Below are 20,072 nucleotides of genomic sequence, written 5' to 3' on the forward strand. Positions count from 1 at the left end.
TATCTTCGGTACGAGGTTCGGGATGCGGCGGGGCCGATACCTCGCCCCGGGTAGTCCGAGCATGGCGCGCGCTGGTTGAATCTAATGGCACGGCGCAAGCGCTCTTCGAGCCTCATGGCTGGCGAACCGCCGGGCGTTAGATTCACGACTCAGTTGGAGCGCGCCCGGACCGCTGCGGGATCGGCTCGAATCGCTCGGTAGTGCGGTCCGGCTGGCAGGTTCTGAGTCGCCGGCATGCAGATGCACGATGGCCGCACCTCACACGCGAGGGGCTTCGGGCAGGCGTTCACCGCCGCGCACGACGTATTTGGCGGGATACAGTGTGACGAGAACCTCGACTTCGTCTTCCGTTGCCCCGGTGCACGCGCTCCAGATCGAGCTCACTTTTTTGGCCAGCGATAGTATGGCGCCGTCGCTGCGCCCATCACGTATGTGGCAGAAGATCAGCGTTTCGGAAGTGGGCTCTCCCGAACGGTAGAGGTTGTCGGGCGTGGCTTCATGGAATACGACGCTAATCAAGTCGAGCGGCGAAAGGATGATCTCCCTGATCGCGCTCGTGAACTCGCTGGCGATCCTGGCTTTGACGCCAGCTTCGATTCCGACCTTGCATTCGCAAACAATGATGGGCATGTTGTGTCTCCGTGAAGATAGGGCTGCTGAGGCCTCAGTCTCTCGGAACTTCGCCCCTGGTGATTGCATTGGGGTGCCACCACTTGCTTGGAAGTGCCATGACATGGCGTCGTGCCGCCGGTCCTCCGCTAGACGCCCGGGCGCTGCAGGGGCGGCTGACGGCAGCTTTGGCACAAGCTGGCGGCCTGTTTTGAGGAATCGGAATTCGCCGGACTGCGTTTTTCGAAAAATCAATGACTTAACAGTTGTCCATCGGGCACGCCCGACCCCGAAGGATGAGGCGGGTCGAACTGCTTCGCTTGGAGGACGGCACCCATTGCGAGGAAGCCAGCAGCCTGGCCGAGCGCAAGCTCAACGACGTGCGCGCAAAGCTGGCCGACCTGCGACGCATGGAGACCGTGCTGTCCGAGCTGGTGTGCGCCTGCCATGCCCGCCAGGGCAACGTATCCTGCCCGCTGATCGCATCGCTGCAATCGGGAAAAGTGTGCCAAAGGGCGTAGTGCACGCGGCTACGCCGCTCCAGCTCGTTCCGGCTTCTGTTCTGCCGCTTTGTCGCAGCCGGCTACATGCGCCGTCTCGACGGGCAAGCGACCTGGCCGAGTTAGACATCGTCGCGGGGGCGCAGCGGCTCTAGTGGACACAGCGCTTGCACCGCGCGCTTGAGCAGCACGATCCAGTCGTCCAGTTCTTCTATGATGACCTCGGCTTGGTCCACGATGGTCGGACCAGTGGTTGGATACGACAATGCGGCGCCGTTGATCTGAGTATGTGCCATGCCGTGCAAGCGCAGCAGATCGTCGCGCAGCCCGGCTTGCTCACAGCAACGCGCGCGGATCGCATCGAGTTGGTCCACCACGCGCAGGATGGTGGTCGTGTCGAACGTGTCTCGAAGCGCTTGCAACGCCTCGGCGTCGACCCTGCCGTAAGGGGTATCGGAGTCAGGCATGGCGAGGCTTGCGGACGGAATGGGCGGGAGCGGCGAAGAGGCTATCGCGAATCCAGGCTTCCGGCACCCGCTCCAGGTTGAGTTTATAGTCGCCGAAGCGCTTGATGTTGCTGGTCAGGTAGGGACTCAGGAAGCCGATGTCGGCCACGTCGACCTTGATCCCTTCCTTCACCATCGCGCGCAGGGCCTGCATCATGTCCACCGTGTTCTGCAGAATCACGGCCGAGGCGATCAGGTCGTTGTAGCGCAGGCGCTTCTGCTGTTCGTCGGGGTCGTTTTCGGCCAGCACGTCACCGCCGAACGCGAACCATTTGGCAAAGCCATTGTAGGACTCGATCTTGTTGGTGGTGGCGGTGATCTCCTGGCGTAGTTCGCGGCTGCCAATCCATTCGAGCAGGAACGCCGTGCGCACGACCTTGCCGAGTTCCTGCGCCGCCAGAAACAGGCGATTGCGGCGGCTTTCCGAGCCGAACCGGCGCAGCAGGAGCGGCGAGGAGATTGTTCCGGACTGGATCGATAGCGCTACCTGCATCAGGTCCTGCCGGTGGAAGGCGATCAGGTCCCAGTCCACGTTGTCCGAGAACAGCCGGTCGATGTGCTTGTATTTGGTGTTGGTATCGGCACGGTAAAGCTTCAGATCCTGCCAGTTGCGGATGCGCGGCATCAGGTTGATGCCCAGCAGATGCGTGAAGGCGAATACTGCCGCCGACTGGCCCTGGGTGTCGGCGTGCACAGTATCGGCCTCGACGCTCAAGCCGGCCTTGAGCAGACCCTCGATCACGTAGATGGCTTCCCATACACCGGGCGGAATGAAATGCCGGAACACCGCGATGTAGTTGTCGGCCACGTGCCGGTAGGCCACCGCGCCCATCTTGCGGTAGCGGAAGTGGTAGCCGGCCAGCAGATTGTTGTCGTAGAAGTCGTACTGGGTGCCGTCAGCCGCGACGGTCTTGCCATCCCCCAGTGCTTGGGTAGGTCGAGCCGCAGATACAGCTCGATCAATTCCCGCTGCGCTGTCTCGAGGCGCTCCAGGCTCAGATGCCGGCGGTTGACGAACGACATCTGTGCGGCGTGACCCGATCCCCCATATGGCGGGCGGCCTGGGTGGGCCCCAGGTTGCAGCCCATGGCGAAGATGGCCAGCAGGTAGCGCTCGGCCGCATTGCGGATCTTGGGATCGCTGCCGGAGAGTGGCCCAAAGTGCCGGGTGAAGTGGGTCCAGTGCTCGATATTGGCCAGCACGTCCAGCAGATTGCGCGTCGGCATGCGCCGGATCAGCGCCTGTTGCAGGGCGATCGCGCTGGCCGGGATCTCCTGGCGATTGTCCGCTTGAGCACGGGTTCGCCGTCCTGCCCGATGGTGACGTGCTGGCGCTTGTCGGGAAAACTGGCATCCAGCGTACGCGCCGTGTCGGTCAGCCACTGGTGTAGATGCGCCACGAAGCCCTGCGCGTTGGCCGGCATATCCAGCTTGGCGCAGTATTCGGGCAGGCGCCGTTCGCATTCGCGCCAGGGCAGCAGGTGCGCACGGTAGTCGGCAAAGGCATCCGACCCCACCACGCACAAGTCGCCGGAACGCAGCTCGTTGACCATATGCGAGAGCACGCAGAGTTCCAGGTAGCGCCGGTTGGTGGGGGCGCCCTGGTCGTGGGGGCGGCGCACCAGCTTGCGCCATCGTTCCGAGGCGAAGCTCACATCGACGTCGGCGGCGATCCATTCGCGATGCAGAGATGCAGAGATGCAGAGATGCAGAGATGCATTGTCCAGCACCACCGCAAGTGCCGCCAGCAGCGTGCGCGACTGGCTGGTCGACTCCCATTCCAGCACCTGGGCCAGGCGCAGCATCACGGAGCGGTGCGCGCGGAAATGCCGCCATAGCAGCGGCAGGTAGTTGTTACCGCTGAAGGCCCGCACCTCGGCGCAGCTCTCGCGCAGCTGCTCCAGATCGCCGGACGGCGCGAGGAAGCGGCGCACCTGGCGGCCGATCAGCGCGTCGTCCTGGCCGTCGGCGACGATATCCACTACGCCGTCGAGCAAGGTGACCAGCTTCTCCATCTGCGCGCGCTGACGGGACTGGATGCGCTCCATCTCGTCGCGCGCCCGCTTGTGGATGGCGCCCATGCGACGGATGAACATCTCCGCGAGATCGTCGCGGGTGCGCACGCGCATATGGTTGAGCAAGGCGACGATCAGCGTATAGCGCTTCTCAGGCAGGATCTCCCGTAGATTGGCCGCGTCCAGGCTCATGGCCTGGCTGGCCAGCGAGCGCAGCTTCGAGGCTGGCACGCCTGCGATCGCGCAAGAGAAATCGCCAAGACCGTCGAGTAAGGTCAGGTGTTCTATGAGTAGGCTGAGATGCTTGCGTGATGGACGGCGCGCGTGGCGCTTGATGTTGTTGTAGGCGGTCAGGCGGTTGGTGAATTCCCGGGTGAGAAGCCGGTCCAGCCGCTGCCGTTCCTCATCCGACAAGCGCCTTGCGACACATCGAAACAGCGCGGTCTGCGTGCGAGTCTGAATCTGCTCGGCAATGTTGTCTAGAGTGGAGAACGCTGGCAGCTCGACCTGGTGCAGGATCAGCGCATCGATGGTGGCGTTGACGATGTCCACCTGCTGGTCCATCGTTTCCGCGGCTTCGCGCGCGGAGCGAATCGTGACCTTGTTGGCATCGGTGCCAATATACGCCTGGACGCCTAGAAATTCGCGCACCGCCGTGTAATGCCGGTACAGCGTGGGGGACAGCTTGCGGTCATAGCCAAACGCGGCATCTGGCGCCAGACAAGCGCTGGCGCGCACGTGGTCGATCACGACGACGGGAATGCTGTCCAGGTTGGGGAAGTAATGCAGTTGCTGAAAGACCTTCAGCAGCACCAGCAAGCCAAGTCGCGGACCTTGTCCACGGGTTGAGCGGGTGACCCACTCCAGTTCCTCGGCATCCGGCGTGTAGCACGCCTGTAGCTCCTTGGTGGAGAAAACCTTCGGGAAACGCGGGTAGGCGGTACGCTCGACGGTAGCCATACAGGATCTCGGCAATCTCTGAAGGGCCAGCCAGTCTAGCCGAGGACGGTGGCAAAATTCCAGACCAGCCTTATAAGCGATGGGAATGTTTTTGTTTGTCTATATAACCCCAAGGCTTATGATAGCCAATTGCCCGCATCTTGGCATGACCCCTTCACCGCGCGCGTTCGGTTCGCCGAGCAGGCCGGCATCCGGGCGATGACGAAGCGGCGAAGCTCTATCAATAGTATCGCGACCCACGACGAGGCGCTGTGCCAACTATTGGGCTCGGTTCGCGCCAATCCTGTATCGGGCAGCCAGGTATCTAGCAATCTGGTTACGGAAATTTCCGCCATGCGGTCTGTCTCAGCATCGGATGACTTGGTATGGCGCCGCCAACAGATTGATGTCGCAGGGTATTGAATCGTCGCCAAGATGCTGGACAACACAAATGGCGCAAGTTGCTGGGCGTTCGGCCGTCGTGATTGCGCCGTGATGGCGTTTTGCAGCGCATAACACGATTGGGGGATAGTCGGAATGGAGACTCATATCCATACTCGCCAACGGCAGTCAGGCTGCCTAACCGTGGTTTACTCCAAAGGCCACCCGGCCCTGTGGGGATCTTTACACGGCATAACAATTAAAAAGGCGGCAGCACGCCTTGATGAAGTCGCGAAAAAAACATCCGGCTAAACGCCGAAGCGAGAGGGGTCAAAATGAGAGGCATTTCCATTCGCGCTGCCGTCACCGGCCAAGCGCCACAGATTATTAGCATCCTCGAACAATGCGGGCTTGATGCTTCGGCACTCAATCTATTTGCAACCACATTCCATATCGCCATCACCGAATCCTTGATCGTCGGTTGTGCCGGCGTGGAGCGGCATGGTGACACTGCAATCATCGGGCCCGTTGCCGTGCTTGCCGATTACCGCGACCGTGGTATCGCTTCGTCTCTGGTGCAAGCTGCACTCATGCGCGCCCGAGCTGGAGGGTGTCGACAAGCAGTGATGTTAGCGATGCGCTTTGCGACTTACTTTAGTCGTCACGGGTTTACGTTGATGCCGCGCCGCGCGCTACCGGCAGAGGTACAAGCGTCACAGGCATATCAATGGCAGGCCAATCCGTCCGATGTCTGCATGAAATGCGACCTGATCTCCGGCTGACTTCCCGTCTTACGGTCACTTCCGACCCGCGTCGGGCCGGGGAGCGCCGTGATCAACGCATGGAGGCTCTATACGATCATCCCTGAAGAAGATGTCGGCGTTCTCCTCACGAGCCTGCTTGGCAATGGCAGGATACGTGTCCCGTTGCCAGCGCTCGATCTCCTCTAGGTCGCGCTGATATGCGCGCTGCAACGACTTCTGCGGCGTCAGGTTCAGATGCGCCAGCAATGAAATCAACGACTCGCTGATTGCCGTTAATCGCCCGTTGGGCGTTTTATCGCGGTGAAGCCACACCCTTATCCAGCAAGGCTTTGCAGTCCAAATTGGGCGATGTTTTCCGAATTCTGAAGTCGCCCCGTTAACCTGATTCCCGTGCCGGGCATCGGCTACGACGAGCTGGTGCGCTTTCCCGGCGACGTGTACGGCATCGCGTTCAATGTCGATGAAGGTGAGGTCGGCGTGGTGCTGCTCGGCGACTACTGGCGGCAGCGGGCCGGCGACCAGGTCGAGCGCACGGGCCGCGTGATGGACGCGTGGACCTCACAGGGGGCGCCGTACTTACACTGACGGCGCGCGGTCTGGGAAGTACGATGTTTATACTGACAGCGCAAAAAGCGGCAAATTCGACACTTATACGGACGGCGCCAGGTACTACATTGCGTCCGACCACGCCCCCTCTAAGGACTTCAAATCCCGGTCGGGGACACTCTCCCCCAAATCCGGTTCCGCTCTCCCGAACCCCACACTTCCCCAGAGTGTGGGGATTTTACTTCTCGGGAACCAGAACTTTCAGACACCCGACACGGGGGCGTGCCGGGAGAAAGCCTCGAAATGACACATATTCCCAGAAGTAATAAAGAGCGTGGCTTTTATGCACGCGACGTCAGCTGCTCGAGCGCGCGCTCGGCGCAGCTAGCCGTACTGCCCCGGCTGCTGGAGCAATCGGAGTGACAGCGAGGCGCGCCCTGCATCCATCAATGGATACCCCCTTCCGGCGTGCGATCAACTCCAGAGGCCCTCTGGTATTTGGTGCTGGTGCTGACCGCTCCGCAGGGCGCCCGATAGAGAAGGCGATTGATGGTCATCAACGGGCAGCGGCGACGTCGCCAAACGTGCCGGTCGGGGCCCTCGGCCAATCCGCATCCGTCCGATCCGGCACAATGCCCGGCGCACCATGGCTCTACGGGATTAAACTGGGTGATGCAAATGAAGCCGGACATCTCTCGCGAAGAGACCTCACAAAGCACGGACGGGGGCGACGACTGCCCCTTGCGCTGGTTTGACGCGGATCGAGGTGCATTCGAATCGCTCGAGCGATTGATCGCCGAGCATCCGGCGGATTTCTTTGCGGGCGAGCGTTTTGATCCGGTTGGCGCGTGCGCCACACGCGAGGCGGTTTTCGCGTCGGTTGAGCTGCCCGAGACTCCGACATCGCCGCAAGCGCATGCCGATCATCTGCTCAACGACGTGTTTCGGCACGTGATGCCCGTGGCATCGCCCACTTTCGTCGGACACATGACGTCGTCGCTGCCGTCGTTCATGCCCTCGCTCGCCAAGGTGGTGGCAGCGCTGAACCAGAACGTCGTGAAGCTCGAGACGTCGGGCGCGCTGACAGGGCTCGAGCGCCAAGTCATCGGCATGCTGCACAAGATGGTGTTTGCCCAGGACAGCGCGTTCTATGCGAGATGGCTGCACGATGCCGACCACGCGCTCGGCGCGATCTGTTCTGGCGGCACGGTCGCCAACCTCACCGCGCTATGGGCGAGCCGCAACAACTTGCTGGGCGCGCGTGATGGCTTCGCCGGCATCCATCGCGCCGGACTGGTGGCTGCGCTACGCCATTACGGCCATGACGGGCTTGCAATCGTCGTCTCGGAGCGCGGGCACTACTCGTTGCGAAAGGCAGCCGATGTCCTTGGCATCGGGCGCGACAATCTCGTGCCGGTCGGGGTCGATGCAGACGGTCGCATGCGCATCGACCTGCTGCGCGACACCATGCGTGACCTGCAGCAGCGCAACATCCGGCCGATGGCGATCGTCGGCATAGCGGGGACGACGGAGACGGGCGCGGTCGATCCGCTCGACGCGATTGCGGATGTTGCTCAGGAGGCCGGCTGCCATTTCCACGTGGATGCCGCATGGGGCGGCGCAACACTGCTGTCGGAGCGCGAGCGCTGGCGCTTCGCGGGCATCGAGCGTGCCGATTCCGTCGTCATCGATGCGCACAAACAGTTCTACGTGCCGATGGGTGCCGGCATGGTGCTATTCCGGAGCCCAGCGTGGACGCAGGAAATCATCCAGCATGCGAACTACATCGTGCGCAAGGGCTCGGTGGACCTGGGGCGCCATACGCTCGAAGGATCGCGTGGTGCGGCGGCAGTCATGCTCTATGCGAACCTTCATCTGCTCGGTCGCAAGGGGATCGCGCAGTTGATCGATCGTAGCATCGATAACGCCCACTACTTTGCATCCCTGATTGCGCAGCAGCCGGATTTCGAGCTCGACAGCCACCCGCAGCTTTGCATCCTGACCTATCGCCATGTACCCGAGACCGTGCGTGCCGCGCTGGCAACGGCTTCGGCCGACAGGCGCGAGAAGATCCTGGACGCGCTGGATGCGCTGACCATCAGCATTCAGGAAATGCAGCGCGATGCAGGCCGCTCGTTCGTATCGCGCACGCAGTTGATGTCGACACAGTGGGGTGGCCGCCCGATTGCCGTTTTCCGCGTGGTACTGGCCAACCCGGATACGACGCATGCCATCCTGCAGGACATCCTCGACGAACATCGCGCACTGGCGGCGGCCAGCCCATGCATGGCGCCGCTGTTGGCGCTGGTGGGGGCGCCGGACGCCGCGTGAGGCATTTGCAGCTGGCGGGCGCCATTCGTCGACCATGTGTCGCTGGTAACCGTCCGCCGAGTACCGTCATTGACTGACTCGTAGATTCGGTGGGCTCTTCGGCGGGTTGCGCATTGCCACGACCTCCGGCCCCAGGCCGTGAAGTGTAATAATCGTGGGTCTTCCGCACTTTGTGTGACGAGGGGGCACTGGCGTGGAGGATGTTGTAGCGTGGAACGGCTGTCGTCTCCACCGCCCACCACCACCATTCTTCTTGTTGACGAACGTGGGCGAGCCCGCCAGCGCCACCGAGCGCAAGCGGCTGCACGCAGCGCGCTGCCGCTGGCTCTTCACGGTGCTGTATCTCGGCGGCCTGCGGGCGGCCGAGGTGGCCGAGACCCAGATGGGCGCCTTCTTCTGCCGGCGCGACCGGGAGGGCCTGGAGCGCTGGTGGCTCGAGGTGACGGGCAAAGGCAACAAGACGCGGCTGGTGCCGGCGACGGACGAACTGATCGTGAAACTGGCGCGCTATCGCGAGGCGTACGGCCTGCCGCCGGTACCGCATCCTGGTGAGGCGCGCCCCATGGTGCTGCCGATCATCGGCAAGGAAAAGCCCTTGTCACGCGGCGCGCTGCATCTGGTGCTGAAAGAGGTGTTCGGGATGGCCGCCGCGCGCCTGCGCTCGCGCGGCCCCGAGTGGGAAAGCCGGGCCACGGTGCTGGCCAGCGCGTCGGCGCACTGGCTGCGCCATACCGCCGGCAGCCACATGAGCGACCAGCAGGTCGACCTGCGCTTCGTGCTGGACAACCTGGGACATGCAACCACCAGCGTCTATTGCATGCGGAGGACGACGCCCGGCACGCGGCCACGCAGGGGAACGCCACCGGATCGGCTGGACGCCTGCCACTGCGGCGCCAGCCCAGGCAAGCCGGAGGCGGTGCCGTTGGATCCCGCTGTTGGCACCCCCGGCGAACTTTCACGCTCGTGAAAATATCCGCTGCCCGGCGTAATCGTGCCTTTCGTGCCGATGCTTGAAGCGCCTCTTTGAGGGTCCGGAATTGTGGCTCGATCCTTCACCACCATCAGGTGGAACAGGAAACTTGCACCCCCAAGCTGTAGCATGCTCGGCGCACGACGAAAAAAACCCGCCACGAAGGCGGGTTGAATCCATGTCGGAGACAAGGAGGAGACAGACATTAGTATAAACCCTAATATCATTTCATCCACCGGTCCGGCGTTGCAATTATTGCAATGCAGCATTGCGACTCCCACGTGACAAGACGAGAATGTCTTGCCGCGGCCTTTACACCCTCATTCGAACTCACCCCATACAGGCGCCCGCGCCAATGCTGGAAATCTAGTCAAGACCGCTTGCGAGAGCGGCAGGGAGCACACGAGTGCGTGTGGATTGAGGCACTTTTGGCGAAAGCTCGCCGGAATCGGAGGCATATAACGTCCGCACGGCATTGGCCCAACCAACGCCGTGCGATTCACGGGTGCAGCCATTCTGCGAGTTTCGACCAGCGACGTTCGGTCTGCTTTCCTTTGATAGCAATCGCCAGGGCACGCTTTTGTCCGACCAATACAACGAGGCGTTTGCCGCGCGTGATGCCGGTGTAGATCAGATTTCGCTTGAGCATCATATAGTGCTGGGTCGAGATAGGAATCACCACCACCGGATATTCCGATCCCTGGGATTTGTGGATGGTCGTCGCGTAACACAGCACGAGTTCATCCAGTTCGCCAAACGCGTATGTGACGACGTGATCATCAAAGCTCGCGGTCAATTCCTGCTCATCGGGGTCGATGTCGGTCACGAACCCGATGTCGCCGTTATAGACATCCTTGTCATAGTTGTTCTCGATCTGCATGACCTTGTCGGCAACACTGAAGCGATAGCCGAACTTCTCTATGCTGTGCTCACCCGGCGGGTTCAGCGCTTCCTGCAGCAACTGATTGATGCCGCGAGCACCGGTGAGACTGCGATTCATCGGGCACAGCACCTGAATATCGCGTACCGGGTCCAGATGAAATTTTCTGGGTAGCCGGGTCTTGACCAGATCGACGACGGTCTGGGCAATTGCTTCGGGTTCGTCGGCCGGCACAAAATAGAAATCCGACTCTTCGCCTTTTTCAGGCAAGGATGGGAACAGCCCTTGATTGATCTGGTGGGCGCTTCGAACGATGCGCGAGGTGGCAGCCTGCCGGAACACCTCAGTCAAGCGCACGACAGGCACCGCGCCCGCTTCGATCAAATCCGCGAGAACCTGTCCGGGGCCAACCGACGGCAGTTGATCCACGTCGCCGACGAAGATCATCGCTGTGGTGGACGCCACAGCCTTGAGCAACTGGTTCGCCAACGGCACGTCGACCATCGAGCACTCGTCTGCCACAAGCAGATCACAATCCAACGGCGACTCCTCATTGCGCTTGAATTGTCCATTGGCTGGATTGACTTCAAGCAGCCGGTGGATGGTCTTCGCTTCAAGCCCGGTAGATTCCGATAACCGCTTGGCCGCCCGTCCAGTAGGCGCGCACAACAGCGCCTTCACCTGCTTTGCACGCAGGATTGTCAAGATCGAATTGACCAGTGTGGTCTTGCCCACACCGGGACCGCCGGTGATAACCAGCAGCTTTGACGACAAGGCCAGACGGATGGCCTGCTTCTGGCTATCGGCCAAGTCAATTGCGAGCTTCTTCTCAACCCACGGGATGGCCTTGTCGGCATCAAACGCGCTCCACGGTGGCGATCCGGACGCCAGGCGTTTGACCTGTGAGACGATGGAGCGCTCGGCGTGGTACAGCGGCGCCAGGAAGACGCTCGGAACGCCGTCAACGGTATCCGCGATCACGACTTCCTCTGCCAACTCCTGGTCGATCGCATCCTCAATGATGGGTTGCGGGATTTCGAGCAGTTTCACGGCAAGCGACACGAGCTGGCTCCGCGGCAGGCCACAGTGGCCGTCTCCCGCCGCTTCTGACAACGCGTAGGAGACGCCCGCCCGCGCCCGCAGCGGCGAGTCACGTGCAATACCGATCTTTTGGGCGATGGTATCGGCCGACAGGAATCCGATACCACGAATGTCACTGGCCAATCGGTAAGGATTCTCCGTGACGATCGCGATCGCGTCCTGGCCATACGTTTTGAAGATACGCACGGCACGCGATGTGGAGACACCGTTCCCATGCAGAAAGACCATGATCTCGCGAATGATCTTCTGATCGGCCCAGCCCGAGGTGATCTTTTTGGCGCGGATCTCCCCAATCCCCTCGACTTCGCGAAGCCGAGCGGGTGTCTGCTCAATGATGTCGAACACTGCAGCGCCGAAGGCTTTGACCAGCCGACCGGCATACACCGGACCGATGCCTTTAACCATGCCCGACCCGAGGTAACGTTCGATGCCGCTCAAGGTGTTCGGTGGTGAAATTTTGACGAATACGGCCTTGAACTGCCTACCGTGCTCGCGATCCGTTACCCACGTACCCGAAGCAGAGGCATACTCTCCTGGCGCTACGGTTGGGGTATACCCGACCAGGGTAATGAGATCACGCTCGCCTTTGACCTTCAGGCGCAGGACGCAAAAGCCGCTGTCGGCGTTGTGGAATGTGACGCGTTCGACCAGTCCTGCGAGCCGATCCAGTTCGGACTTCGGTGCGATATTGGGTGAGCTTGCTGGCATGAACAAACCGCAGTGTCTTGCTGCTGAAATGCTGACGGGACTGGCATCCTACCCTGCCACGCGGCGATACTCGCCCATTGCGCGTTTATCTCATTGTCTCAGGCACAGGTCTTCCCCCAAAATCCGTGTTCCCCCAAAAATTGGAGCCGCCGCACGCTCCAGAGCTTTGCGCATATGCTAACGCCACGAGTGAACCGGCGATGCGGAAGATAAATTATAGTCACACCCCTGGATGTCATTCCCAACTTTTCCCATGAACACGTTGAAGGAAGTGCTTGCTCGTCTCACCAACGACCAATTGAAGTCACTGATGCGTTGGCTCCCTGACGCTGCCCGCGCCGGGAAGAAGGACGAACTGGTCAGGGAGATCCTGCGAACGCTCTCTGGGGATGGACTGCACGCGCTCTGGGCGCTTCTGGACGAGACTCAGCGTTTGGCGGTGGCGGAGACCATGTATGCCGCAGACGGCCTCTTTCATGAAACTCGGTTCCGGGCGAAATACGGGCGGCTGCCCGATTTCACGATCAAGGAGAATGGCAGCCGCTATTCGCATTATGGACCGCCGACGGCATTGGGCCTTTTCTTGTACCGTGAAGATGGGGGTTACAGTCTGCCCGTCGATCTATACGAGCGACTAAGGACGTTAGTGCCTCAGCCTGAGCCCATCCGACTGAATACGATCGGTACGCTTCCTGAGATGCTCGGTGAAGATCCGCTGACGGTGCGAAGCAGCGAGCGCGATGCGATTGTGGATCTGTCGGTTCTGCTGCGGCTAGCGGATCAGGGCAAGATCCAGGTCAGCGACAAGACATCGCACCCCGGCGCGACGACGCTGCGCCTATTGACGGAGAAGCTGGTCGGTGGCGATTTCTACGCCCACCAGCCCAAGCAAGATCAAAGGGATCAGGACATTGGGCCGCTTAAGGCGTTCTCGTGGCCGCTGCTGCTTCAGGCCGCCGGACTGGTGCAACGCAACGGTAGCAAACTGGCTTTGAGCACGGCGGGGCTGAAAGCGTTGACTGCCTCCCCAGCCAGCGTGTTGCGCACAATTTGGAGAAAGTGGCTTAAATCCAGTCAATTCGACGAGTTCAGTCGCATAGACATCATCAAGGGCCAGAAATCGAAGGGCCGCGTCATGACTGCCGCGGCACCGCGTCGTGCCGTCATCAACGAAATCCTGCAGCGCTGTCCGGTCGGAGCTTGGATCAATGTCGATGATTTTTCCCGATTCATGCAGGCCACCGGTCACACATTTGACGTTGCGCACGACCCGTGGAAGCTCTACATCGTCGATCAGCAATATGGCAGCCTGGGCTACGACGGCCACAATGCTTGGGCAATTCTGCAGTTCCGCTATCTGCTCTGTTTCCTGTTCGAATACGCCGCTACCCTAGGCATCATCGACGTCGCTTACATTGCCCCCAACGAGGCCCGGCAAGACTTTAGCAACGTGTGGGGGACGGACGACCTGGAATTCCTCAGCCGCTACGATGGTCTGATCTATTTCCGCCTGACGCCGCTGGGTGCGTATTGCCTCGGCATAAGCGAGGACTACACGCCCACTCCGATCCAGCTCAGCGTCAGGCTTTCGGTTTCACCTGGTTTACAAGTGAATGTCGTGGGAGGCCACCTGTCGGCGGAAGAATCCCTGACACTGGAGACTTGGTCCGTCGAGGAGGCGGGGAAAAGTTGGCGACTCGACCGTCAAAAGGCCCTTGATGCCATTGAAAAAGGGCATGACATCACGGAACTTCGCGCGTTTCTTCAGGCTCGGGATGACCAGCCCCTGCCAGAAAAAGTGGAATCCTTCATCAAGACCAGCCAGAAACAGGGCAAAGCACTGCGAATCATAGGCACCACACTACTGATCGATTGTGAAGATGCGGAAACTGCCGTCATGATTGCCACGCGAAAAGAAACCGCCGGTTTGTGTCTGCGCGCAGGCGATCGCCAACTGGTAGTCAGGCTGGAGAACGAAGAGAAATTCCGGGCTCTGATTCGCATTCTGGGCTTGGGGATAACTACTTAAGGTCCTCCTCGCACCGCTCTGCAGATTTTTTGACAGCACCAGTAAGGCCGCCGTCTCGGCCAGCGCGGCATTCTTGCGGAGCAGATCGCGCTCGAGTTCCTTGATATGGCGCCGGTCCTGCTTGCTGATGGTGGTGGAATTACAGCAATGGTATCAGGAGCAGGCAGCGCTGCAGCAGATAGCCGACGTAGCCCCACCCGCGGCGCCATAGGCGGGCGTGGCTAACGAGATACGCCAGCAGGCAACCCCATCCGCTGACGTCGGCAGCGTAAAATGCACCCCTTTTACCCCGCCAAATACGTATCATGCCGACCTCGCTCTCGGACACCCTCCGAATGATGGCTCCCCTGTCCGACGAGGAACTGGACGAGCTCGACCAGTTCCTCATCTCCGATGCGACGTCGGATACCACACTGATGCTCGCGGGGCTAGATGGATATTTGACCGCCACCGCCATAGGGCCGACGACCCTGCTGCCAAGCCAGGTGCTGCCGGGCATATGGGGGCCGGAAAAGGAAGATGCGCCGCATTTCAAGACGAAGGATCAGGCACAGCGCATCTCTGACTTGATCCTACGGCATTTCAACGGCATCGTCTGGTCTCTGGAGAACGATCCGGACGTTTTCGAACCGATGTTCGATACCATGACCTGCCCGGACGATACACGAGAGCACATTGACGGTGAATCGTGGGCACACGGCTTTATGCAGGGCATTGCGCTGCGCAAACAGGACTGGCAGCAGCTATTCGACGATGCCCGCGGGCAGGAATGGCTGCGCCCGCTGTACTTGCTCGGCGCGGACGAGGTCACGCCCGAGGAGGAGGCGCTGACTCGCTGGCCGGATCAACGTGAAGAGCTGGCGAAACAGATCCCGACGAGCACTGCCGCCATCTATCGCTACTGGCTCCCATACCGGAAGGCCGTTCATGAACGGCAGCTCGCGACCACGATTCAACGCTCGTCGCCGAAAATCGGTCGCAACGACCCGTGCCCCTGCGGTAGCGGCATGAAGTTCAAAAAGTGTTGCGGGGCCGCGGCGGCGTTACATTGAACCTCAGGAACGGCGCGCAACACCATCTTGGGGCTGCGCTAGAAGGGCTCATGCATCTGGAATCAGAAACTTGTCGCGATTCTTGCCCAGCCACGCCGGTGCCCGACCACGGCCGGTCCAGGTGACCCCAGTCTTGGGGTCCATGTACTTTGGCGGCAGCGAGGTCTTCTCCTTCGCCGCAGCTTTAGGCTTGTCACTAGCCGCCGGGCGTCCACGGCGTCGTTTCGGCGCCAAGTCATCGACGGTGAGTTCGTACTCTGCCATCAAAGCCTGGATTTTCTCAATGACGCCGGCGACCTCGCTTTGACGAACCTCGGCGAGCTGGGTTTCCAGCTTTTCCTTTTCTGCTAGCAATTGTTTGTAGGTAGCCATCTCGGTCTCCATCTATCAATAACAGTTCGATTATCCTACAGCATTTCGCCATATTTTCACTAACTCTGTGAATCTAGCCCGCCCGGATGATCTTGGCCGGAACAGAGATAGCTTCTGTGAATACAACCCCCCCGACCTATTCTTCCTCCGTCGGAAAAGGGGCGATAGCAACTGAGTGGTGAATTCAATGCGCGTTACCAGTGCAGAATGAGGTAAGCACGAAGAAGTACTCGCCGATGCTTGGCTGCCCCGAGCTGAATTTGCCGAACTCGAAGCCTACAAGGGCTCCGGCTATGACCGTGGCACCGGGGAGAATTGCCCAATGCCATGCCATGGCTGGCATCCCACAAGCTGAATAAAGCGCGTTCTGAGACATCGCAGCTCCCTCCCCTCCCCTTGCCCACCTGGTCTGCCCCCACATTCCACAGCCCCCGCGGATGTCAATCGCCGGAAAGGGCTATCGAGCTCGAGGCTCTGCCGGCGATTACAATACTGTGGGAGCATAGGGTGTTGCCCAAATGCGCCAAGAATGTGAGTGGAGAAGTCAATGGCGACAGCACGAGCTGGCACCAAAGGGGAGGCACTAAGACTCCTGGGGACGGAAGGCGTGACCGTGGTGGAGCTGGACTATGAGGCTGGCTGGCAGGACGCGATTGAACTGGGTCGGCTCGGCCAGAAGGCAGGGATCCGCGTGGAATATCGCGGACAAGAGAACATCGCAGTCAAATCGCCGGCGGCATTGGTCGCCGGCCTGATGCGGCCAAAAACGACCTTCCGGCAGCGAAACCTCTACTGTCAATTTGATCTGTCCGAGCTGCCTGCAGCTGAGTTGGAGAGCCTCGAGGCAAAGGCATCCAAGCTGGGCGACTATATTCTCGCCGGGCGCTTGATGCGGGAAGTGGATTCGGTATGGACAGAGTAAGCACTTCCCCCTGGCCTCCCATTGGCCACTCCAGCGCGTATTCACCCATCGGCCGCGCCGGCGAGGTTTCCGCCTGGTCGCCGCCGATGCGGCCACTCCCACCTGCTCCTGAGCAGCCAGATGGATTAGAATCCCTCCTCATGCCTTGAACGGTCACATTATTCTGGGTGTTGAAGTCGATGCAACTCGATATCTTTGCTCACAGCCGCGACGTGATGCTACGCAATGATGTTGCCGACGCCCTGCAGCGCCGCGATGCGGTTGCTGCGCGTGGTGCGTTGCAGCTATTGCTCAGCGAGTGTCCTTCCGACGATCTTCTCCCTGCCCTTAGTACGCTGACTCGAGCCCTCGAGGAACCAAGGCCAGAGCGTTTTAGCGACCACGATGCACTACGACAAGCGCATGGCGAGATCACCTGCGAGGTCATGCCGGCTGCTGCCCGCGTGTTTGGTGACACTGCCGGCAGTGCATGGCTCGCGCCGTTTTGGCGAGCGCTCGCGCACGCCGCTGAGCACTTGCCGTTGTGCCGCAACGAGCACGATGCCCATGCAGCGCCCTTGTGGATCAAGGTCGGGGACTGGGTAGCGGCACAAGAAGCCATCGCCCGTATTGCATCGTGGCGCCGCATTCCCACTACGCTGTGCTGGATGGCAGAGGCGCAATATCACCAGCATGGACTGGAAGCCATCTGGCCGCTGTTGGCCGAGCTCGCGTGGCTTTCGGCAAGCCGTCTTGACGGACTGATGCACCGCCTAAACGACTCCTGTCTGACTACGCTGCGCAAGACGTTCGACGCTCGCTTCGAGGGAGCTGGTGCCGTCGAGGATCTGGTGTGGTTTCCCGCCTGGGCCTTGATCGAGAAACCGGGCCTAGCGAACCTGCTGCGTCAGACACAGAAGTCCACTCAAAGCTCGCCTGAGCGTGCGATGCGCTTGCTGCTCGAACTGCTGAACTTGGAGCGGCACGGTCGCCACCATGAGCTAGTTGAACGGCGCAAGGAATTGCGCGGTTTGCAGCCGGCGCTGTTTGCCGCCTACATGAGCACCCGATAGGGTTGTGTCGCAGAAAGGGCGGGTCAGCTGCCGAAGTTGGCAATGGCCGTATTGGTTACGCTGCCCAAGTAAGATTGCTGCGCGTGGCCAGCTAGGCACGCCACTGCAACGGCTGGAAGCCTACCACCGGGGGCGACCACATTCGAAGCGTGCGTGCGTGCGGTTTCGTGGGTCCCTGGTGCCGGCAATCCCGGGAAATATACACGTGTGTGAATGCGTCCGCTGTTGCAGATCGTTATTTCGGCTAATGGCGACCTCAAATTCCGCAAATGTGGGTGCCAGCCAGGATAGATGAAGGAAAAACGCTCTTCTCCTGCCGATGCTCGCGAGTGCTTTCAATGGAGATCTCCCTGGCGCGCAGGTCGTGGCGTGAACGCGGATCGCCAGAATACCCCTATTTTTCCGAACTTTCGCGAGGTCATACGCATGGCTCTACCGAACTATCACCCTCCCCGTCCGCCCTGCCCGGCCAGCAATAGAATTTCGCCGACACCGGCTGGGCGTAGCCCGTGTTAGCCGAATTAATGATCCGCTGCGCCGTATTAGCGGAATCGTTGGACATGGACGGAAAATGGCGTTGCTCTTGCACAACGGCAAAAATCGCCACTGAACGGCCGTTTCGCAATATAGATCAATGGTTTACAGCCATGTGATTGCTAGCGGATAGAGCGGTCACCGCGAACGGAATTAACGATCCTCAACACCTGGTGCTCAAGGAAGTCTTCGGAATGGCCGCCGAGCGCCCCCCGTGCCAATATGACGTGCGTCACCTATCCCTGATAGATTAGTGAGCAACGAGGTAGGTATGACCGTCAACAAGCTCATCCAAGGCAACGATGGCCGCCGTCAAGAATGTGTCCGATCCGGGCGCAACGCAAGGAGCCCGTAGGGCGACTGAAGAGGCGCCCGGATCGGCGACGCTGGCGTCAGCGTCCGGCACCGATTCAGAGGTCGTTGCTCGCGCTCGGCGCAGGCAATTTTCCAACGCCGACAAGCGCCGCATACTGGAGGCGGCTGACCGCTGCACCAAGCCCGGAGAGATCGGCGCGCTGATGCGCCATGAAGGCGTGTACTCGTCATCCTTGAGCACGTGGCGGCGCCAGCGCGAGGCTGCCGAACTGGCTGCCCTTGCCCCACAAAAGCGCGGACCCAAATTCGACGAGACTCGGGCCGAGGCGCGGCACATCGCGCAGCTCACGCGCGAGCGCGATAATCTCAGGAGGCGACTCGACAAGGCGCTGCTGGTGATCGACGTCCAAAAAACTTGCAGCCTTGCTGGGCAATCCGATCGACGACGACACCGACAAGCCGTAATGGCGGCTGTGCAAGAGCTCACTCCGGCCCTGGGCGCGAGCGCGGCCTGCCATGCCCTGGGCGTGCCGCGCGGCACGCCTGCCCGGCAGCGGGCCCACCTGCGTCGCATGGCCTTCATCGGTCCACTGCCACGGTCCACTGCCCGGCCCCGGCCACCGTTGGCTCTGGATGCCCTGGAAAACCAGGTGCTGCTGGACACCCTTAACAGCGAGCGCTTCGCCGACACCGCGCCGGCGGCGCTACACGCCACGTTGCTCGACGAGGGCCGCTACCTGGGCTCGGTGCGCACCATGTACCGGTTGCTCGCGGCCAATGGCGGCTCGCGCGAGCGACGCAACCAGCTTGTCCATCCGGCCTACGTCAAGCCTGAGTTGCTGGCGCGCGCGCCTAACCAGGTGTGGTCGTGGGACATCACCAAACTCAAAGGGCCAGCCAGGTGGACGTGCTTCCACCTCTACGTCATCCTGGACATCTTCAGCCGCCATGTCGTGGGCTGGTTGATCGCCGGGCGCGAGAGCGCGGAGCTCGCTGAACAGCTCATCGCCGACAGCGTGGCACGCCACGATATCGCCCCCGGCGTGCTCACGCTTCATGCCGATCGCGGTGCCAGCATGCGCTCTAAACCGGTGGCCGCGTTGCTGGTCGACCTGGACATCACCAAAAGCCACAGCCGGCCTCACGTATCTGACGATAATCCCTTCTCGGAGTCGCAGTTCAAGACGATGAAGTACCGCCCGGACTTCCCCGCGCGCTTCGGCTGCATTGAGGATGCGCGCGCCCACTGCCAGGCATTCTTCGCCTGGTACAACACCGTGCATCGGCACTCGGGCATCGGATTCATGACGCCGCACAGCGTTCATTATGGGCTCGCCCAGGAGTTGCACCTCACCCGTCAGGCAGCACTCGACACAGCATTCCGGGCGTCCCCAAACAGATTTAAAGGGCGTCGCCCTGAACCACCGCGGCTGCCCACAGCAGTCTGGATCAACCCGCCCCCATCGGAGGCCATTACCCCAAACACACCACAGTCCGGCACAGTAAATTCATGAAGCCAGGTGACGCAAAGTCATTGACACGTTCCG

At 60.9% G+C, this 20,072-nt stretch carries 16 protein-coding genes and 3 pseudogenes; 11 read left to right on the forward strand and 8 right to left on the reverse strand.

Translation table 11 applies throughout. The features are described from left to right. Nucleotides 1–258: 258 nt before the first annotated feature. The gene (locus tag OMK73_RS10975) at nt 259–630 is read right to left on the reverse strand and encodes a tautomerase family protein (protein WP_267602035.1); all 372 of its coding nucleotides are present in this window, start codon (nt 628–630) and stop codon (nt 259–261) included. A gap of 287 nt (nt 631–917) precedes the next feature. On the opposite strand from OMK73_RS10975, the pseudogene OMK73_RS10980 reads away from it, so the two are divergent. Then, nucleotides 918–1,130, forward strand: a pseudogene (locus OMK73_RS10980) (MerR family DNA-binding protein); the annotation flags it as partial. 101 nt (nt 1,131–1,231) lie between these two features. Here OMK73_RS10980 and tnpC read toward each other — a convergent pair. From tnpC to OMK73_RS11000, 4 genes are read right to left on the reverse strand one after another with little or no spacing between them, the layout of a single operon-like run. After that, nucleotides 1,232–1,576, reverse strand: a complete 345-nt coding sequence (tnpC, locus tag OMK73_RS10985) for a Tn3 family transposase post-transcriptional regulator TnpC (RefSeq protein WP_267602036.1) — start codon at nt 1,574–1,576, stop codon at nt 1,232–1,234. Beyond that, nucleotides 1,569–2,666 (reverse strand): transposase, encoded by a 1,098-nt coding sequence (locus OMK73_RS10990; RefSeq protein WP_267602096.1) that lies wholly within the window; start codon nt 2,664–2,666, stop codon nt 1,569–1,571. The genes tnpC and OMK73_RS10990 overlap by 8 nt, the downstream gene beginning before the upstream one ends. Then, nucleotides 2,611–2,841, reverse strand: coding sequence for a Tn3 family transposase (locus tag OMK73_RS10995; RefSeq protein WP_267602037.1), 231 nt, complete (start codon nt 2,839–2,841; stop codon nt 2,611–2,613). The genes OMK73_RS10990 and OMK73_RS10995 overlap by 56 nt, the downstream gene beginning before the upstream one ends. Before the next feature lie 8 nt (nt 2,842–2,849). Further along, a complete protein-coding gene (locus OMK73_RS11000) occupies nt 2,850–4,589 on the reverse strand; it encodes a DUF4158 domain-containing protein (RefSeq protein ID WP_267602038.1) in 1,740 nt (579 codons plus the stop codon). 48 nt (nt 4,590–4,637) lie between these two features. On the opposite strand from OMK73_RS11000, the gene OMK73_RS11005 reads away from it, so the two are divergent. Next, nucleotides 4,638–4,991 (forward strand): hypothetical protein, encoded by a 354-nt coding sequence (locus OMK73_RS11005; protein ID WP_267602040.1) that lies wholly within the window; start codon nt 4,638–4,640, stop codon nt 4,989–4,991. Nucleotides 4,992–5,284: 293 nt separating this feature from the next. Next, nucleotides 5,285–5,731 (forward strand): GNAT family N-acetyltransferase, encoded by a 447-nt coding sequence (locus OMK73_RS11010; protein WP_267602041.1) that lies wholly within the window; start codon nt 5,285–5,287, stop codon nt 5,729–5,731. Between the two features lie 75 nt (nt 5,732–5,806). On the opposite strand, the pseudogene OMK73_RS11015 reads toward OMK73_RS11010, so the two are convergent. Continuing rightward, nucleotides 5,807–5,965 (reverse strand): annotated as a pseudogene (locus OMK73_RS11015) (IS630 family transposase); the annotation flags it as partial. Nucleotides 5,966–6,103: 138 nt separating this feature from the next. On the opposite strand from OMK73_RS11015, the gene OMK73_RS11020 reads away from it, so the two are divergent. The 3 genes and pseudogenes from OMK73_RS11020 to OMK73_RS11030 all read left to right on the forward strand — a co-directional run. Continuing rightward, nucleotides 6,104–6,298, forward strand: a complete 195-nt coding sequence (locus OMK73_RS11020) for a hypothetical protein (protein ID WP_267602042.1) — start codon at nt 6,104–6,106, stop codon at nt 6,296–6,298. A gap of 639 nt (nt 6,299–6,937) precedes the next feature. Continuing rightward, nucleotides 6,938–8,590, forward strand: a complete 1,653-nt coding sequence (gene panP, locus OMK73_RS11025; protein WP_267602043.1) for a pyridoxal-dependent aspartate 1-decarboxylase PanP — start codon at nt 6,938–6,940, stop codon at nt 8,588–8,590. A 280-nt stretch (nt 8,591–8,870) separates the two neighbouring features. Further along, nucleotides 8,871–9,465: pseudogene (locus OMK73_RS11030) on the forward strand (tyrosine-type recombinase/integrase); the annotation flags it as partial. A 594-nt stretch (nt 9,466–10,059) separates the two neighbouring features. Here the strand turns inward: OMK73_RS11030 and OMK73_RS11035 are convergent. Continuing rightward, complete coding sequence (locus tag OMK73_RS11035; protein ID WP_267602097.1) at nt 10,060–12,249, reverse strand: ATP-dependent RecD-like DNA helicase; 2,190 nt, start codon at nt 12,247–12,249, stop codon at nt 10,060–10,062. Between the two features lie 253 nt (nt 12,250–12,502). Here OMK73_RS11035 and OMK73_RS11040 point away from each other — a divergent pair, with 253 nt between their 5' ends. Next, nucleotides 12,503–14,278 (forward strand): hypothetical protein, encoded by a 1,776-nt coding sequence (locus tag OMK73_RS11040; RefSeq protein WP_267602044.1) that lies wholly within the window; start codon nt 12,503–12,505, stop codon nt 14,276–14,278. Between the two features lie 335 nt (nt 14,279–14,613). Beyond that, a complete protein-coding gene (locus OMK73_RS11045) occupies nt 14,614–15,330 on the forward strand; it encodes a UPF0149 family protein (RefSeq protein WP_156177358.1) in 717 nt (238 codons plus the stop codon). A gap of 48 nt (nt 15,331–15,378) precedes the next feature. On the opposite strand, the gene OMK73_RS11050 is transcribed toward OMK73_RS11045, so the two are convergent. Beyond that, the gene (locus OMK73_RS11050; RefSeq protein WP_267602045.1) at nt 15,379–15,702 is read right to left on the reverse strand and encodes an H-NS histone family protein; all 324 of its coding nucleotides are present in this window, start codon (nt 15,700–15,702) and stop codon (nt 15,379–15,381) included. Nucleotides 15,703–16,249: 547 nt separating this feature from the next. Here OMK73_RS11050 and OMK73_RS11055 point away from each other — a divergent pair. From OMK73_RS11055 to OMK73_RS11065, 3 genes are all read left to right on the forward strand, one after another. Then, entirely contained in the window at nt 16,250–16,624 is a 375-nt protein-coding gene (locus OMK73_RS11055) for a PHA-granule associated protein 4 (RefSeq protein WP_267602046.1), read from the forward strand. A gap of 179 nt (nt 16,625–16,803) precedes the next feature. Next, nucleotides 16,804–17,676, forward strand: a complete 873-nt coding sequence (locus OMK73_RS11060) for a hypothetical protein (protein WP_267602047.1) — start codon at nt 16,804–16,806, stop codon at nt 17,674–17,676. 836 nt (nt 17,677–18,512) lie between these two features. Then, entirely contained in the window at nt 18,513–20,039 is a 1,527-nt protein-coding gene (locus OMK73_RS11065) for an IS3 family transposase (protein WP_267602048.1), read from the forward strand. Nucleotides 20,040–20,072 lie beyond the last annotated feature (33 nt).

Source organism: Cupriavidus sp. D39 (assembly GCF_026627925.1).
Taxonomy (GTDB): domain Bacteria; phylum Pseudomonadota; class Gammaproteobacteria; order Burkholderiales; family Burkholderiaceae; genus Cupriavidus; species Cupriavidus ulmosensis.

Coding starts and splice junctions, on each gene's coding strand:
- OMK73_RS11045 (WP_156177358.1), top strand. CDS start 14,614: ATGATGGCTCCCCTGTCCGACGAGGAACTGGACGAGCTCGACCAGTTC.
- OMK73_RS11055 (WP_267602046.1), top strand. CDS start 16,250: ATGGCGACAGCACGAGCTGGCACCAAAGGGGAGGCACTAAGACTCCTG.
- OMK73_RS11060 (WP_267602047.1), top strand. CDS start 16,804: ATGCAACTCGATATCTTTGCTCACAGCCGCGACGTGATGCTACGCAAT.
- tnpC (WP_267602036.1), bottom strand. CDS start 1,576: ATGCCTGACTCCGATACCCCTTACGGCAGGGTCGACGCCGAGGCGTTG.
- OMK73_RS11065 (WP_267602048.1), top strand. CDS start 18,513: ATGGCCGCCGTCAAGAATGTGTCCGATCCGGGCGCAACGCAAGGAGCC.
- OMK73_RS11050 (WP_267602045.1), bottom strand. CDS start 15,702: ATGGCTACCTACAAACAATTGCTAGCAGAAAAGGAAAAGCTGGAAACC.
- OMK73_RS10975 (WP_267602035.1), bottom strand. CDS start 630: ATGCCCATCATTGTTTGCGAATGCAAGGTCGGAATCGAAGCTGGCGTC.
- OMK73_RS10995 (WP_267602037.1), bottom strand. CDS start 2,841: ATGCCGACGCGCAATCTGCTGGACGTGCTGGCCAATATCGAGCACTGG.
- OMK73_RS11010 (WP_267602041.1), top strand. CDS start 5,285: ATGAGAGGCATTTCCATTCGCGCTGCCGTCACCGGCCAAGCGCCACAG.
- panP (WP_267602043.1), top strand. CDS start 6,938: ATGAAGCCGGACATCTCTCGCGAAGAGACCTCACAAAGCACGGACGGG.
- OMK73_RS11040 (WP_267602044.1), top strand. CDS start 12,503: ATGAACACGTTGAAGGAAGTGCTTGCTCGTCTCACCAACGACCAATTG.
- OMK73_RS11000 (WP_267602038.1), bottom strand. CDS start 4,589: ATGGCTACCGTCGAGCGTACCGCCTACCCGCGTTTCCCGAAGGTTTTC.
- OMK73_RS11035 (WP_267602097.1), bottom strand. CDS start 12,249: ATGCCAGCAAGCTCACCCAATATCGCACCGAAGTCCGAACTGGATCGG.